The 15,978-nt window shown below is 72.6% G+C and carries 16 protein-coding genes; 2 read left to right on the top strand and 14 right to left on the bottom strand.

Features of this window, described 5'->3' with window-relative positions; genetic code table 11:
* Positions 1-50: 50 nt before the first annotated feature.
* Entirely contained in the window at positions 51-536 is a 486-nt protein-coding gene (locus V6S66_RS15185) for a nucleoside deaminase (protein WP_334207624.1), read from the bottom strand.
* A 98-nt stretch (positions 537-634) separates the two neighbouring features.
* Here V6S66_RS15185 and V6S66_RS15190 point away from each other — a divergent pair, with 98 nt between their 5' ends.
* Positions 635-1,564, top strand: coding sequence for an XdhC family protein (locus V6S66_RS15190; RefSeq protein ID WP_334207625.1), 930 nt, complete (start codon positions 635-637; stop codon positions 1,562-1,564).
* Positions 1,565-1,616: 52 nt separating this feature from the next.
* Here V6S66_RS15190 and V6S66_RS15195 read toward each other — a convergent pair whose 3' ends face one another.
* The 11 genes from V6S66_RS15195 to V6S66_RS15245 form a co-directional block, all read right to left on the bottom strand.
* Positions 1,617-4,301, bottom strand: a complete 2,685-nt coding sequence (locus V6S66_RS15195) for a molybdopterin-dependent oxidoreductase (RefSeq protein ID WP_334207626.1) — start codon at positions 4,299-4,301, stop codon at positions 1,617-1,619.
* A complete protein-coding gene (locus V6S66_RS15200; protein WP_334207627.1) occupies positions 4,298-5,092 on the bottom strand; it encodes an FAD binding domain-containing protein in 795 nt (264 codons plus the stop codon). Before V6S66_RS15200 ends, V6S66_RS15195 begins: the two co-directional genes overlap by 4 nt.
* 3 nt (positions 5,093-5,095) lie before the next feature.
* Positions 5,096-5,962, bottom strand: a complete 867-nt coding sequence (locus tag V6S66_RS15205) for a MurR/RpiR family transcriptional regulator (protein WP_334207628.1) — start codon at positions 5,960-5,962, stop codon at positions 5,096-5,098.
* A gap of 14 nt (positions 5,963-5,976) precedes the next feature.
* Entirely contained in the window at positions 5,977-7,221 is a 1,245-nt protein-coding gene (locus V6S66_RS15210) for an allantoate amidohydrolase (protein WP_334207629.1), read from the bottom strand.
* Positions 7,218-8,444 (bottom strand): pyridoxal-phosphate-dependent aminotransferase family protein, encoded by a 1,227-nt coding sequence (locus V6S66_RS15215; RefSeq protein ID WP_334207630.1) that lies wholly within the window; start codon positions 8,442-8,444, stop codon positions 7,218-7,220. The genes V6S66_RS15210 and V6S66_RS15215 overlap by 4 nt, the downstream gene beginning before the upstream one ends.
* Positions 8,445-8,468: 24 nt before the next feature.
* The gene (allB, locus tag V6S66_RS15220; RefSeq protein ID WP_334207631.1) at positions 8,469-9,800 is read right to left on the bottom strand and encodes an allantoinase AllB; all 1,332 of its coding nucleotides are present in this window, start codon (positions 9,798-9,800) and stop codon (positions 8,469-8,471) included.
* Positions 9,800-10,699, bottom strand: a complete 900-nt coding sequence (gene pucL, locus V6S66_RS15225; RefSeq protein WP_334207632.1) for a factor-independent urate hydroxylase — start codon at positions 10,697-10,699, stop codon at positions 9,800-9,802. Before pucL ends, allB begins: the two co-directional genes overlap by 1 nt.
* A 1-nt stretch (position 10,700) precedes the next feature.
* Positions 10,701-11,018, bottom strand: coding sequence for a hydroxyisourate hydrolase (gene uraH, locus V6S66_RS15230; RefSeq protein WP_334207633.1), 318 nt, complete (start codon positions 11,016-11,018; stop codon positions 10,701-10,703).
* Positions 11,018-11,512 (bottom strand): 2-oxo-4-hydroxy-4-carboxy-5-ureidoimidazoline decarboxylase, encoded by a 495-nt coding sequence (gene uraD, locus V6S66_RS15235; RefSeq protein ID WP_334207634.1) that lies wholly within the window; start codon positions 11,510-11,512, stop codon positions 11,018-11,020. The genes uraH and uraD overlap by 1 nt, the downstream gene beginning before the upstream one ends.
* Before the next feature lie 119 nt (positions 11,513-11,631).
* On the bottom strand, positions 11,632-13,137 hold the full coding sequence (locus V6S66_RS15240) for an amidase (RefSeq protein WP_334207635.1): 1,506 nt from the start codon (positions 13,135-13,137) through the stop codon (positions 11,632-11,634).
* Positions 13,134-14,204 carry an acetamidase/formamidase family protein gene (locus V6S66_RS15245; RefSeq protein ID WP_334207636.1) on the bottom strand — a complete coding sequence of 357 codons (1,071 nt, stop codon included), beginning with the start codon at positions 14,202-14,204 and terminating at the stop codon, positions 13,134-13,136. The genes V6S66_RS15240 and V6S66_RS15245 overlap by 4 nt, the downstream gene beginning before the upstream one ends.
* Before the next feature lie 72 nt (positions 14,205-14,276).
* Between V6S66_RS15245 and V6S66_RS15250 the strand changes: the two genes are divergently transcribed.
* Positions 14,277-14,966 carry a YoaK family protein gene (locus tag V6S66_RS15250; RefSeq protein ID WP_334207637.1) on the top strand — a complete coding sequence of 230 codons (690 nt, stop codon included), beginning with the start codon at positions 14,277-14,279 and terminating at the stop codon, positions 14,964-14,966.
* A 5-nt stretch (positions 14,967-14,971) separates the two neighbouring features.
* Here V6S66_RS15250 and V6S66_RS15255 read toward each other — a convergent pair whose 3' ends face one another.
* Together V6S66_RS15255 and V6S66_RS15260 are read right to left on the bottom strand one after the other, a co-directional pair.
* Positions 14,972-15,319: an STAS domain-containing protein gene (locus V6S66_RS15255; protein ID WP_334207638.1), complete on the bottom strand. Its 348-nt coding sequence runs from the start codon at positions 15,317-15,319 to the stop codon at positions 14,972-14,974.
* Positions 15,320-15,468: 149 nt separating this feature from the next.
* The gene (locus V6S66_RS15260) at positions 15,469-15,933 is read right to left on the bottom strand and encodes an SRPBCC family protein (protein WP_334207639.1); all 465 of its coding nucleotides are present in this window, start codon (positions 15,931-15,933) and stop codon (positions 15,469-15,471) included.
* Between the last annotated feature and the right edge of the window lie 45 nt (positions 15,934-15,978).

Genomic DNA, 15,978 nt, shown 5'->3' on the forward strand with positions numbered 1-15,978 from the left:
ACGGCGGGCGCGACTCACGGGTGACGCACGCCGCGCTCAGCACCCCGCGCTCAGTACGCCGTGCGGGCGACGTTCGACAGCCACGCGTCGAACGGGGCCGGCGCATGGGCCGGGCGGAGCTCCTCGACCTGGGTCGGCCACGTCGCGCGGTCGACGGTGAAGAGCTCGTAGAAGGCTCGGTCGTCGAAACCGCCGCGTGCCGCGTCGTCGCGGTCCGCCGCGAACACCACCCGATCCAGCCGCGCCCACAGCGAGGCCGAGACGCACAGCGGGCACGGCTCGCAGGACGTGTAGAGCGTGTGGCCCACGAGCGAGAAGTCGCCCACCTCTCGGCACGCCGCCCTGATGGCCTGGACCTCGGCGTGGGCCGTGGGGTCGAGGTCGCGGGTCACGCGGTTCTGACCGATCGCGACGACCTCGTCGCCGGCGACGATGACGGCACCGAACGGCCCGCCACCTGCCGCGACGTTCTCGACGGCCAGGTCGATCGCGCGGTCGAGCCAGATCGCGTCGGCGGTGCTGCGGATCTCGTCCATGTGTGGTCCCTTCCCGCGCTGATCGTCGCAAGGAGGTGTTTCACGGGCGTTTCACTGAGGCCGACTCGATGAAACACCTGTCTCCTAGCGTCGGTCAGGTGCTCGACCTCGCCTCCGACCTCTGCGCGCTACTCGACCGCGGCCACCGCGTCGCGGTCGCGACGCTCGTCGCGGTCGACGGCAGCGCGCCGCGGACGGTCGGCGCCGCGATGGCGGTGACCGACGACGGCCACGTGAGCGGCAGCATCAGCGGAGGGTGCGTCGAGTCCGAGCTCGTCGAGGCGGCGCGGGCCGTCCTGGCCGGGGCTCCGGCCCAGATGCTGCGCTTCGGCGCCGGCGACCTCCTGGAACCCGGCCTCACCTGCGGCGGCAGCATCACCGTGCTGGTGGCCGACCTGGCGGCCCTGGGCGATGAAGGACTGCACCAGCTGCGACGGGCCGCGGCTGGGCTCGACGCCGTCCTGGGGCTGACGGCCGACGGAGGTGCCTGCAGCGACGCGCCGCTCGTCGTCCTGCGGACCGCCCGTCAGCCCGATCTGCTCGTGGTCGGCGCCGTCGAGTTCGGCGTCGCGCTCTGCCGCCTCGGCGCCGCCGCCGGCTTCCGCGTCACGGTGGTCGATCCGCGAGAGGTCTTCACCACCAAGGAACGGTTCCCCGACGCGCACGCCGTCGTGGTCGACTGGCCCGGGCGCTGGCTCGCCGATCGGACGTGGTCGACCGACGACGCCGTCTGCGTCCTATCCCACGACCCGAAGGTCGACCTCCCCGCCCTCGACCACGCCCTTCGTTCACCGGCCGGGTTCGTCGGGGCGATGGGGTCGCGGCGCACCCACGAGCACCGCATGGCCGGCCTGCGCGATCGCGGCCTCACGGATGCCGAGCTCGCTCGACTTCGGTCCCCGATCGGGCTCGACCTGGGCGCCTCGAGTCCTGAGCACACCGCGATCTCGATCCTCGCGGAGGTGCTGTCCGTGCAGCACCACCGCACGGGGCTGCCGCTGTCGACCCTCACCAGCCGCATCCACTGAGGGGTGCAGGTCGGGTGCGGGACAAGCGGCATGGAGCGCCACCCCGGGCGGGTCACTGCATCAGCCGCCAGACGCGGTCGCGAGACATCGGGAGCTCCCGGGGGCGGATGCCGATCGCGTCGGTGATCGCATTGGCCACCGCAGGTGCCACGGGGTTGTAGGGCGCCTCGCTCATGCTCTTGGCACCGCGGGGCCCGAGCCCGTCGACCGTGTCGGCGAACATCACCTGGGTCACTGGCACGTCGGCCATCTGGGGCACCCGGTAGCTGCGGAACGTGGTGGTGGTGACCTCACCGTCCTCGGTCAGCAGCATCTCCTCGAACAGCGCCGAGCCGAACCCCTGGGCGACACCGCCCTCGATCTGCCCGCGCAGCTGCTCGGGATTGATCACGACACCGGCGTCGGCGGCGTGCACCGACTGCAGGACCCGCACCTCTCCCGTGGCCGGGTCGACCGCGACCCGGACCCCGTGCACGTTGAACGCGACCGACCGCGGAGACCCGTCGTGGGATCCGTTCGCGCCGATGCCCGCCGGCGCCAGCCGGTCGAAGCCGACGACCTCGCCGCCGGGCAGCACCACACCGTCGGGTCCCAGGCCGACGCTGCCCGTCGCGAGTCCGGCAGCCCGCGCCCCCTCCGTCAGCAGTCGGTCGCGCAGGCGCCCGGCAGCGACGTGCACCGCCTTCCCGGCGACGACCGACCCGGTCGATCCGTACGCACCCGTGTCGTAGCCCGCCGTGGCGGTGTCCGACTGGCGGATCACGACTCGATCGGGCGTCGTGGTCAGCTCGGCCGCCACGATCTGTGCATGCACCGTGGTGGTGCCGTTGCCGAACTCGGCGGTGCCGACGTCGACCGTGTAGGTGCCCGTGGCGTCGACCTCGACGCGGACCGAGGAGAAGTGACCACGTGGCGGGATCGTCGCGATCATCGCCAGTGCGGTGCCGACGCCCGACAGCCAGCCGGACGGTGCGGCCTCGCCCTCGCCCGACGACAGGGCTGCGTCGACCAGGTCCAGGCACTGGTCGAGCCCGTACGACCCGTAGTCGAGATCGGACTCCTCGATCGCCGCGACCACGAAGTCGTCACCCGGCACGACGACGTTGCGGCGCCGCAGCTCGAGGGGGTCCAGGTCGAGGGCCCGCGCGAGGTCGTCCATCGCGGACTCGATGCCGAACATGACCTGACCCAGGCCGTAGCCGCGGAACGCGCCCGACGGGAGGTTGTGGGTGTACACCGCCTCGGCGTCGACCTTCTTGTTGGCGCAGCGGTACACCGCGATCGACTCGTGGCAGCCGTGGAACATGACGCCGGGACCGTGGTTGCCGTACGCCCCCGTGTCGCTGAGGACGTCGACCACCATGGCCGTCAGCGTGCCGTCGGCCGAGGCGCCGAGCGTCACGGACACCTCCATCGGATGGCGGCACGGCACGATCGTGAACTGGTCCGATCGAGTCATCTCGTACTGGACCGGGCGGCCGAGGCGCAGCGTCGCGAGGGCGACGAGATCCTCGGTCAGCAGCTCCTGCTTGCCGCCGAACCCACCTCCGACCCGGCCGACGACGACGCGGACCTTCACCGGATCGAGGTCGAACAGCCGCGCCAGCTCGTCCCTGACCAGGAACGGCACCTGGGTGCTCGTGCGCACGACCAGGGTGCCGTCGTCCCCGATCCAGGCGCGGGCCCCGTGGGTCTCGAGTGCCGCATGGGTGACCCGGGCCGTGCGCCACGTCCCGGTCACCGTGGCGTGAGCCGCCGCCAGCGCCTCGGCGGTGTCGCCGTGCTCGTCGTGCAGCTGCGCGACCACGTTGCGTCGCGGTTCGGAGATCCGGCTCGTGACCGGATCCTTCTCGCCGTGCACGAGCGGTGAGCCGGGCTCGCGTGCGGCCCGAGGGTCGTGCACCGACGGCAGGACGTCGTAGCCCACGGTGATCGCGGCGCACGCGGCGCGGGCCTGACGGACCGAGTCGGCCACGACGACCGCGACCCGCTGGCCGCGGAAGCGGAGCACGGGGTCCAGGATCCGGGTGTCGTCAGGGTCGTCGAGACGGTTCTCGTGGCGCCCCGTCGAGAACAAGACGTCGGGCACGTCGTGGTGGGTCAGCACGAGGTGGACGCCCGGCATGGCCCGGGCCGCCGACGTGTCGATGTCGGTGATGCGCGCGTGCGCGTGCGGGCTGCCGAGCACCGCGACGTGCAGCAGGCCCGTCGCCGGCTCGTCGAGGGTGTAGCGCTCGGCACCGGTGACGACCCGCGCCGCCGCGGGGGCGCCGACCGAGCAGCCCCACGCCTGGCCGGCCTCGGGACGATCCACGTTGGCGACGCCCGCCATGGCATCGCGGATCGACCGGTAGCCGGTGCAGCGGCACAGATTGCCCTTCATCGCTCGCGGCAGGTCCGCAGACGAGCCGAGGTCCTCGGCGGCAGCGGTCACGATCATGCCCGCCGTGCAGAAGCCGCACTGGAAGCCCGCCGCCTCGACGAAGCTGCGCTGGACCGGGTGCAGGTCCTCGGTCGAGCCGAGCCCCGCGACGGTCGTGACGTCGTGACCGACGGCGCGCACCGCCGGGACCAGGCAGGCATGCGTCGCGACACCGTCCAGCATGACCGAGCAGGCGCCGCAGTCGCCGGCATCGCAGCCCTTCTTGACGTCGGTCGCTCCTTCCTGGCGCAGGAACGTGCGCAGGCACTGGCCCGGGAGTGGCGCGGCGTCGACGCCTCGACCGTTGACCCTCATGCGGACAGCTCCTCGCGGATCCCGGCGGCCAGGTGTCGTGTCACGGCCTCGCGCCAGTCGGGCGCACCGTGGGGGTCGTCGTACCAGGCAAGGGGGTCCAGGGCCGCGGCGAGCTGGGCCTCGTCGGGAACGGTCGGGAAGCGCAGCACGACGGGCCGCGGCGTCGATGCCGTGATCGACACGACGAGCCCGTCGCCGTCACGTCGGCCGATCACGACCGCCGCCGACCTGCCGAGCGACGTCAGGGACGCGCGTCGGAAGGCCGCCCGTGCGCGCAACGCCTCGCCCCGCACCGCGAACGACCGCACGACCTCGCCCCGTCGCAGGGTCGTGGCCTGCGCCCCCGTGACCAGCTCCTCGACCGGCTCGACCCGCTCACCCCCGTCCGGGGTCCAGATCAGGGCCACGGCGTCGAGCGCGGTGAGCAGCGAGATCATCGCGCCGGCCGGCAGCGCGAGGCACACGTTGCCGCCGACCGTCGCGGTGCGCCAGATCTTCGACGACATCAGGAAAGCGTCCGCGCAGCGACCGAACAGGTCCGGCTGCGCGCCGTGCTCGTCGGTCAGCTCGAGCAGCTGCGCGATGGTGCAGGTCGACGCGATCGTCACGCCGTCGTCGGTCGACGCCCACGGCTCCCACCCGAGCGTCGTCAGGTCGACCAGGCCCGTCAGGTGGTCCTGGTGCTCGGAGAACAGCCAGGTCCCGCCCGCCAGGAGCCCCTCGCCCGGTGCCAGGCGGAGGTCGCCGCGGCTGGTGGCCGTCCGCAGCGAGGTCACGGTGTCGAGGTCCATGGGTCAGCGACCCTCGATCTCGGTCAGGTCGCGGTAGCTCGCGTCGATCGCCGTGACCCGCTCCTCGCCCTCGCGACCGGACCGGTCCAGCACCCGGTCGGCCAGCACCGCGACGACGCTCATGGCCGCCGCGTAGGAGTCGAACGCCGACGCCGTCGACAGTGGGCACTCCAGCCACACGCACGCTCCGCTCGCCAGCGAACGCGCCGACGGGTCCGCCAGCAGGATCGTCGGCACGCCCCGGTCGGCCAGCAGCGCCATGATGCCGGCCGTCGTCGCCGGTCGCCGACGGAAGGCGACCACGACGGCCGCGTCCTGGTCGTCGAGGCCGATCAGCTCGTCGGAGACCGACTGTCCGGGTGCCGGCGCGACCGAGACACCGCCGCGGGCCTGGCCCAGCTGCTGCCGCAGGTGGAGAGCCACGGGGTAGCTGTTGCGCTGCCCGAGCACCACGACGGTCCGAGCGGTCGCGAGCAGGTCGGCCGCGGCATCGAGCCCGGCCTCACCGATTCCGGACATCGCCCGCTGCAGGTTCGCAACGTCGTGCTCCAGGTGGGCCGCCAGGCTCGGCGCCCCGTCGAGCGTGACCGGGACACCCCGGCCTCGCAGTGACCGCAGGTGCTCCCTGACCTCGCTGAAGTCGTCGTACCCGAGGTGGCGGAACAACCGGCTCATCGTCGCCTTGGAGACGCCGGCCAGGTCGGCGAGCTCGGCGGCGCGGTACGTCGCGAGGTCGTCGAGGTGCGCCATCAGCACGTCGGCGGCACGCCGCTCCTGCGGCGACAGGTCGCCGTAGCGGCTGGCGATGCGCTGGTCGATCGGAGCGCCGACGTCGGCCGGCGCCTGATTCGCCTCCGATCGCGTGCTCACCTCGGGGACCGTGCTCACGCGCGGCCCCCCGGAGCCGTGGTGAGCGCCAGCTCCAGCACCGCCGTCTCGAGCGCGTCCAGACCCGCGGCGACGTCGACGTCGCGCACGGACTCCGCTGGGTGGTGGCTGATGCCGTCGTGGCACCGCAGGAACAGCATGCCGATGTCGGTCACGGCACCGATCGCCATGCCGTCGTGGCCGGCCCGGCTCCAGAGGCCGATCGGATCGGGGTCGCCCGTCGCCCGGATGCCGGCGACGACGGCCTCGGTGAGCCACGGGGCGCACGGCATCGACGGCGCCTCGTGCGTCTGCACCCACGCGAAGGTGGTGCCTCGCGCCGCACAGATCGTCACGATCTCGTCGTGGATCAGACCCCAGGCCCGGTCCCGGTCGGCATCGGCCTCGGCCCTCAGGTCGAGGCTGAAGTCGGCGCGGCCCGCGATGACGTTGACCGCGCCGGGCTGCACCTCGACCCGCCCCACCGTGGCGATGACACCCGCAGAACGCCCGATCCGCTCGATCGCCGTGATGGCGGCAGCCGCCGCCTGCAGCGCGTCCTTGCGACGCTCGTAGGGGGTGCCACCTGCGTGCCGGGCCTCCCCCACGACGGTGAGCTCGAAGCGTCGCGCCCCGGCGATCGTCGTGACGTGGCCGAGCGAGGCGCCGGCCGCCTCCAGGTAGGGGCCCTGCTCGATGTGCGCCTCGAGGTAGCCGACGAGCTCCTCCGGTCGCCGGGCGGCATCGGCGACGCGCTCGGGGTCGAGCCCGAAGTCGGTGAACGCCTCACGCAGGGTCGTCCCTCGGGCGTCGGTGAGGTCCCACCACGCCGGGTCCCACTGGCCCGAGGCGGCACAGCTGCCGAGCAGGGCCTTGCCGAAGCGGGTGCCCTCCTCGTCGCTGAATCCCACGACCTCGAGCGCGAACGGCAGCTCGTGGGTCCGGTGGCGCAGACGCTCGGCGACGGCGATCGCCATCACGACCCCCAGCATCCCGTCGAAGCTGCCCGCGTCCGGCACCGTGTCGAGGTGGGAGCCCAGCAGCAGCGCGGGCAGACCGGGTTCGCGGCCCTCGACCCGGCCGTACTGGTTGCCGGCGGCGTCGACCCACGTGCGCATGCCGGCCAGGCGCATCCACTCCTCCGCCGCGGCATTGGCCTGCGCGTGCTCCGGCGACAGGTACACCCGTTCCAGGAAGGCCGGGCTCGCGGTGAACCGGTCGAGCTGGGCGCACCGTGCCAGGACCTCGGCCGCCGTCGTCACGCCCCCTCCGACGCGTACACCTCGGCGGCCGCCGCGACGCCACCGCCGGCCGTGATGGGGGTGCCGCCGGCGCGCAGCACCTGCTCGAGCGCCGCCAGCGTGACCATCACCGCGTCCCTCCGGGCGTTGTGGCCCATCGTCCCGATCCGCCAGACCTTGCCGTGGAGCGGCCCGAACGACGTGCCGATCTCGATCCCGTAGTCGGTCAGCATCGCCCCGCGTGCCGCGTCCCCGTCGATCCCGTCCGGGATGTGCACGGCCACCACGTTGTTCATCTTGTGGGCGAGGTCGCCGAACACCTGCAGGCCGAGACCGCCGACCCCGGCGAGCATCGCGGCACCGTGGAGCCGGTGTCGGTCGACCGCTGCCGCCATTCCCTCGGCCACGAGGAGCCGGGCGCACTCGCGGGCGCCGTAGAGCATCGACGTCGCCTCGGTGTGGTGGTTGAGCCGGCGCTCGCCCCAGTAGTCCATGACCATCGCGAGATCGAAGTAGTTCGACGCGATCCGGACGCCACGGTCGACGTCCTCGTCGGTCGCGATGCCGGCCTCGACGTGACGCCGGGCCTCGATGACCGCGACCGCACGGTCCGACAGGGTGATCGGCGCACTGCCCGACGGCCCACCGAGGCACTTCTGCAGGCCCGCCGTCACGACGTCGAGCCCCCACTCGTCCGTCCGGAGATCGTTGCCACCGATCGAGGCCGTCGCGTCGCAGTAGAGCAGGGCATCGTGTCGAGCACAGATCTCACCGAGGTCGGCGAGCGGCTGGCACATCGTCGTCGCGGTGTCGCCCTGCACGATCGCCACCACCTTCGGTCGGACCCGGCGGACGGCATCCTCGACCTGCTCGGGCGCGAACACCTCGCCCCAGGGCACCTCGATCGTGTGCACCTCGGCGGCGCAGCGCTCGGCGATCTCGGTCAGGAGGTGGCCGAACCGGCCGAACACCGGGACCAGCACCCGGTCGCCCGGTTCCAGGAGCGAGACGAGGGCGGCCTCGATGCCGGCGCGCGAGGTCCCGTCGACCAGGAACGTCTGCTGGTTGGCCGTCGCGAAGACCTCGCGGTAGAGCGCCATCGCCTCGCTCATGTAGGTCGTCATGGCGGGGTCGTACTGACCGATCAAGGACGCCGACATCGCGCGGAGGACCCGCGGATCGGCGTCGACGGGGCCCGGGCCCATCAGCAGCCGAGGCGGGGGGTTGACCTGATCAAACGCCATGACTCGTCTCCCGCATCCGCTCGCTCATGCCCTCACCAGCTCCCGCCCGTACGTGTGGTCGACCCGGTCGACGTCGATGGCATTGCCCCGCACGACCGATCGCGTGACGCGACCGCCGTAGCGGATGCCGTCGTACGCCGAGATCGGGTTGCGGTGCGCCAACCGGGTCGCCTCGATCCGGAACTCGGCACCGGAGTCGTACACCGCGAGATCGGCATCGGCGCCGATCTCGATCCGACCCTTGCGCTCGAGCCCGACCAGGTCGGCGGTGTTGCGCGACATCCAGCGGCTCAGGCTCTCCAGACCGACCGCCCGCCGACGCGCCTCCTGCGCGAGCACGCTGAAGCCGACCTGCAGCCCCGAGACGCCACCCCACGCCTGCTGCAGGTCGCCTCCACCGCGCTGCTTCTCCTCGACCGTGGCGGGCGAGTGGTCACTGACGATGCAGTCGATGATCCCGTCCCGCAGCGCCTGCCAGAGCGCCTCACGGTTGCCGCTGTCGCGGATCGGCGGACAGCACTTGAACTGCGGCGCCGCGTCGGGAATCGTCTCGGCGGCGAAGCTGAGGTAGTGCGGGCACGTCTCCACCGTGACCCGGAGGCCCTCCGCCCTGGCGTCGGCGATCAGGTCGAGGGCCCGAGCACTCGACAGGTGCAGGATGTGGACCCGCGCCCCGGTCTCGCGGGCACCGTCGAGCACCTGCTGGATCGCCGCGGTCTCGGCCGTGTCAGGTCGCGACAGCACGAAGTCGCGGTAGGACCGGCTGGGCTGCGCGGGAGCCTCGGCCAGCACGGCGGCATCCTCGGCGTGCACGATCATCAACCCGTCGAAGCGGGCGATCTCCCGGAGCGCCGCGATGAACTGTCCTGGGTCGAGGGGTGGGAACTCGTCGACGCCGCTGTCGGCGAGGAAGCACTTGAAGCCGAACACGCCGGCGTCCCAGAGCGGCTCGAGGTCGCCGACGTTGCCCGGCACCGCTCCGCCCCAGTAGCCGACGTCGACCATGAGCTGTCCGGCGGCGGCCTCTCGCTTGAGCCGCAGGTGCTCGACCGTCGTGGTCGGCGGGATGCTGTTGAGCGGCATGTCGAGCAAGGTCGTCGCGCCACCGAGCGCCGCCGCCTCCGTGGCGGAGGAGAATCCTTCCCACGTCGTGCGCCCCGGCTCGTTGATGTGGACGTGGGTGTCGACGATGCCCGGGACGACGTAGGCCGAGTCGGGGACCCGGAGCACTACGCCGTCGGGCGCGTCCTCGTACGCCCCGATCTCGCCGATCGTGCCGCGGACGAGGTGCAGGGTCGCCGGCACGAAGGTGCCGCCGACCAGGACGCGCTGGGCCTGGACCGCGTCGAGCCGCATCAGCAGAACCCGGCGACGGTGGCCCACGCGGCCGGCGCCGGCGGCGCGCCCTCGCGCTGGACCGTGGCCTGGATCAGGCCGTACGGACGGTCCGCGGCGAAGAACACCTCGCCGGGGTTGTCGAGTCCGAACGGCTCGAGGTCGACCAGGAAGTGGTGCTTGTTGGGGCAGGAGAGGACGACCTCGCCGATGTCGTCGAAGGCCTCCAGCACGGCGGCGCCCATCGCGTAGATCGTCTGCTGCAGGGCGAGCGAGTGGACCGAGGCGAACGTCTCGAGCATGAGGTCGCGGACCTCGAGGTATCGCGCGTCGTAGTCGACGGTCGACGAGGTGTAGCGCCACCACGCCGTGACCGACGTCGCGAGGATGCGGTCGTCGGTCTCGGCCAGGGTCGTGTACCGGTCCCGCGGGAAGCCGCCGAACTCCGAGCCGGTCGACTTCAGCACGGTGCAGTCGGTGAAACCCGACACGACGTGGGTCTCGTCGCCGTCGAGCTGGACGACGGTCCGGCGCACCTCGCCGCCGGCCCTGGCGAAGGCGTGGTCGTGCGGGGAGCCAGCCACCGCGATGCGGTCCCAGGGGTGCTGCTCGGCCTCCCACCGGCCACCCGTGACCCACGGGAAGTCGTCGGTGAAGTGCCGTCCGAGACGGATCAGGAACTCCTCGGGTGCCCCGATGCCGTCGCGGGCGTACGCGTAGATCGTGTTCTTCTGGGTGTCGGTCGCGACGACCTGGCTGTTGTCCCCGTCGGTGTGGCACGCGGCGAAGTCCCCCCGCAGCTGCGACGTGACCGTGAGGTCGGTGATGCGGTGGACCGGGGTCTCCCGGTCGATCCGGACGAGCCGGCACTCGGCCTTGCCGTACTGGTTCGCCCCGAGGACGATGTCGCCGTCGGCCATGTCAGCTCCCTCGGTAGGTCGTGTACGCGAAGGGGCTCAGCAGCAGGGCGAGGTGCACGTGCTCGGAGCCCTCGGTCAGCTCGGCCGTCACCTCGACGACCGGGAAGAACGTCTCCCGTCCAGCTGCGGCGAACCACGGTCCCGTCGCGAACCGCACCCGGAGGACGCCTGCACCCGGTGCCGAGCCCCACGCGACACGGCCGTCGGGGTCGGTCACGGCGCTCTCAAGGACGACGTCGCCCTCGAGCAGGTCGACGGCCAGTCCGCTGGCGGGAGCGCCCCGGGCGGCGTCGAGGACGTGGGTGGACAGGCTCGGCATCAGGCGAACGTCCCCTCGAGTCGAAGCAGCGCGATCTGGCGGAGCTCGTCGGCGGCGACCTCGATCTCGGTGGCGTCGTCGTGGTCGAGCCGCGCGGTGAGGTTCTCGAGGATCTCCGGCGCTGTTCGACCCCTCGCCCGGACCAGGAAGACCCGGCCGAACCGGTGCTCGTACGCGGCGTTGCCCGCGGCGAGCGCGAGGTCGACGTCGTCGGCGCGGTCACCGATCGATGCCTGCTCGGCCCGCGACAGGTCCTGCTCGGCGCCGGTCCCGGCCACCTGCTCCCCGATGCGGGGATGGTGCACGAGCGCACGGTCGACGTCGCTGGCGGTCCAGGTCCGGGCCTCGGCGTCGGCCAGGGCGAGCAGGGTCTCGAGGTCCGGATAGGGCCGTCCCTCGACGATGGCGCCGACCCAGCCCGGGACGTCCGCCCACGGCCGCACGACGCCCGCGGCCGCCTCGGCCGACAGGGTGTTGAACGCGCTCAGCTCCACGTCGCGAAACGCTAGGCCCCGGATGTTGCCGACGCTGGCACGCGCGTTTCACTGGCGTTAAGAGTGGATCCCCACCCGTTGGGTGCGTCGATACCGCTCGTCCGGCGGGCCGCTGCGTCTCAGTCAGCGAGGGCGTGCGCCAGGTCGATCAGCGCACGGTCGCTCCCGGCCGGGCCGACGAGGGACAGCCCGGCCGGCAGCCGATCCCCGGTCTCGACCGGGACCGAGACGACCGGCAGTCCACCGATCCCGGCGATGCACGTCAGCAGCATCGTCGCGCGCCGGACCTCGTCCAGACCCGCGGTGGCGAGCGCCGAGGGGGCGACGGAGGAGGCCGACGGCAGGAGCAGGACCCGCCCCGCGAGTCGGTCGCGGATCTGGTCGCGGACCTCGTCGACCACCGCCCGGGCGGCCGCGAGCGCTGACGGCGTCACGGTCGCGGCGACCTCGAAGCGGGAACGGATGTCGGGTCCGAGCCCGTCGAGCCTTCCTTCGAGCCACGCTCCGTGGCTCGCCCACGCCTCCCCCGCCTGCACGACCCGGAAGGCCTCCAGCCAGGTCGGCAGGTCCGACACGGGCCAGTCGAGGTCGACGGCGCCGGCCGTGCGGGGCTCGACCGCGTCCCGGACGTCCGGGGTGGCGAGCTCCCACAGCCCACTCGCGGTGACGAGGTCGCCCGGCACCGCCGTGTCCTCCGGCAGCAGCACCGCGCCGACACCCGCGAGCAGGTCAGGCCCGCGCGTCAGCCAGCCGACGGTGTCGAAGCTCGGCGCCAGCGGCAGCAGGCCGGCGGCCGACACGGCGCCGTGGGTGGGCCGGATCCCCCACAGCCCTTGATAGGCCGCGGGAACCCGGATCGAGCCCCCGGTGTCGGTGCCGAGGCCGATCGTCGCGTGCCCGAGCGACACCGCGGAGGCCGGGCCCGACGTCGAACCGCCGCTGATCCGGTGCGGCGCCCGCGGGTTGGGCGGTGTGCCGTAGTGCGGGTTGGTGCCGGCCAGGCTGTAGGCGAGCTCGTCGGTGCGAGCCAGCCCGCGCAGCGATGCGCCAGCGCCCAGCAGCGCGTCGACGGCCGCCGCGTTCTCGTTCTCGACGGGTGCGGACTCGAGCCACGTCGGGTTGCCGGCGCCGATGCGTTGACCGGCGACGGCGAACAGGTCCTTGACCGCCACGGTCTCGCCGCCGAGCGGACCGGTGCCGGTCGGCGGGACGAGCGGGTCGCCGACGACTCGCCACACGCGTCGGTCGAGGGCGGGAGCCGAGCCGGCGACGTGCGCCGCCGTCACGGCCCAGGCGGTGCCGTCGTGCCGCCACAGCTGGGTCTGCTGGCCGCGTCCGCCGGTGGCGAGCTCCGTGACCGCGACGACCAGGGCGTGCCGATCGTCGATCTCCTGCACGTGCGTCGCGACGATGCGGCGAGCGGGAGCGCCGCCCCGGGACCCGCGGAAGGCACTGATCGCGTCATGACCCACGAGGAGACCGCCGGCATCGCCCCGCAGGGTCGTCGCGTACGCCGCGAACAACCGGTCGAGCGCCTCGAGGTCGTTCGCCATCAGCGCCCGCTCGTACTCCCAGAACGCTGCGGTCAGGCCGCTCCGCAGCGACACCCGCGCGACCTCGCTCATGCGAAGTCGCTCTTGCGGATCGTCGCGTGCACGCCCTTGACGACATCGACGACCTGGCTGATGCGGAAGTCCGTCGCCGCCGAGAGGTAGGCGTAGGCATGTCGGGGGTCCATGCCGAATCGCGCCTGCAGCAGGGCGATGGCCGCCCGCACGCAGTGCTGCACCGCGACGTCGAGATCGAGGTCGAGGCCGGTCGGCACGAGGTACTCGGCCGTCTCGGCCACGGGCCCGACGAGCTCCCCGAACGCTGCCAGCGCGTCCTCGCGGGCGATGACCTCGAACCCCACCCGGACGCGCAGCGACGCCTCCATCGCGGTCAGGGCCACCTCACCGTCACCCTGCGCGAAGTGCGGGTCGCCGACGTAGGCGAGCGCACCCGCCACCTGGACAGGGAGGTACAGGGTCGAGCCCGAGGTCAGGAGGTTGATGTCGAGATTCCCGCCGAACGGGCCCGGAGGAACCGAGTGCGGGCGCTCCGAACCCGCGACGGCGACCCCCATCGTGCCCAGGAAGGGGTGCAGGTCGAAGGCCACCGTGCGCTCGGATCCGGGTGCGACCGGAAGCACCCCGACGGCGCGACCGTCGCGCTCACCGACGGAGCAGAACACGCTGAACACCTCGCCGTCCTGGGGGAACTCCCCGGGGAGCGCACCCTTGCCGTGCCGGTTCGACACGACGCCGTAGGGCACCCGCGGCACCGTCTCGAGGACGTGCATCGCGATCAGGTCCCCGACCTCGGCACCCGCGACCTCGATCGGACCGGTCACGACGTGCGGGCCGTCGACGCCCCACGTCCGCGGGTGGTCGGACGCCGCCAGCGCGACGGCATCCTCGAGGACCTCGCCGTCGCCCACGCCGTGCGACCCGAAGAACGCGAGCGGGTCGCGACCCTGGTCCTCCAGGATCCCCTCGTGGCTGATCGTGTCGATCACGACCTGGCTGCCGCTCTCGACCGACAGCACCGGAGCGTCCGCTTCGCACGGCAGGCGCCCCCAGCGCACGTGCTCGGGGGTCGAGGCCAGGTAGGTCGCACCGACGGGGACCGCCGTGCCGGGCTGGAGGATCATCGCGTCAGCGTAGGACTCCCATGTCACAGTCCCGTGACGTGAACGGCACACGCGGACTCCACCATCGACGGTGTGATCACCCGCCTCAGGGCCGTCCCGGCCGAACGCCTTCACCTCGCCCTGATGCTGGCCCTGACCTTCTCGACGGGCGTGGTCGACGCCGTCGGGTACCTCGGACTGGACCGGGTCTTCACCGGCAACATGACCGGCAACATCGTGATCCTGGGCATGGGCCTGACGGGGGCGGACGACCTGCCGGTCCTCGGTCCCGCGCTCGCACTGGTCGGATTCATGGTCGGGGCCGCGACGGGCGGGCGCGTGCTGCGCCGTGCCCCGTCGGGGTGGTCCGGACGGACCACGACCCTCGTCGCCCTGGTCGGCACCGTCATGGCGGCCGGTGGCACGCTGCTGCTGGTGCTCCCGTCGGACCCCGACCCAGCGACGACCGTCGTGATCACGACGGTGCTCGGCGCGGCGATGGGGATCCAGGCCGCCACCGCGCGACGCATCGCGGTCAAGGACGTCACGACGGTCGTCGTCACCTCCACCGTCACCGCGCTCGCGGCCGACTCCAAGCTCGGGTCCGGACAGGGCGGCGGAAGCGCGCGCCGGGCGACCGCCGTCGGGCTGATCCTGCTCGGTGCCCTGGTCGGCGCCGCCGCGCTCGAGCTACAGCTCGGCGCCGGGTTGTGGGTCGCGGCAGCGATCACCCTGGCGGTCGCACTCACGGGCCACCTGCACGCGCTCCGCCGGAGCGGATGAGTGGTTCAGGCCGGCTGCGAGGAGCCGGGATCGTCCGGGGGGTCCGACTGGAAGATCTCGGTCAGGCCAGCCAGCTTGAGCGCCGCCTGGACGCGTCGCGAGGGCTCCACCACGACCGACAGCCCCAGGGCGTCGGCATGGCGCCGGATCGCCACGAGGGCGCTGATGCCCGACGAGTCCACGAAGCCCACGCCCGTCATGTCGATGACGGGTGACTTCGGGTGCGCCGCGATCTCGTCACAGGCGTAGTCCCGGAACGTCTCGGCGGTCAGGAGGTCGATGTCACCGGCCACCTTGACGGTCGTGTGGCGGTCGCTCACCTCGACCTCGAGCACCAGATCAGGCTGCTCCATGAAATCCTCACGATCGGCTCGACGTCGCCCGGGCGACACGGTCGGACCGGGCAGGCGAGGACATCCCGAGGGCCCGGTGCTGGAGCCAGCGTGGAAGACCCACCGCGCCCAACCCTAGGGGAGTCGGGCGCGGCAGGCCAAGCCTCGGGTCAGGAGGCCACCGCTGCGGCGAGCCGGTTGAGCGACTCCTCGAGGCCCTCCTGCGGCACGAGCGGGAACGAGAGCTTCTGGAGCAGCTCCTGGTCCTCGACCTTGCTCCAGTCGTACGTGAGTCGGACCTCGGTGGCGTCCGGGCCCTGGTTCTCGAGCTCCCAGACCCACTCCCAGCCGGGCGGCTCCGCGCCGGCGGGGGCGGTCTTCCACGCCAGCAGGTGGTTCTTGTCGTAGCCGGTCACGTGGTTGTCGGTCTGGTACTCGCCGCCCATGTGCTCGCCGGCCATGTTCATCGTGAACACCTGCCCGGTCGCGGTGATGCGGTCGGACACGGCGTCGCCGCGGACGAATCCGGAGCCGTCCAGCTCGGCGTGCCGCTCGGGGTTGGACAACACGTCGAAGACGGCGTCGGCCGGTGCGTCGATCGTGCGGGTCACGGTCACATGCGTGGAATCGGTCATGCCTCCACCGTGCGTCGCCCGGGCAGTGCCCGCAACCGGGACGCT

Origin of the sequence: Aeromicrobium sp. Sec7.5 (assembly GCF_036867135.1) — a bacterium.
In the GTDB taxonomy this organism is placed as follows: domain Bacteria; phylum Actinomycetota; class Actinomycetes; order Propionibacteriales; family Nocardioidaceae; genus Aeromicrobium.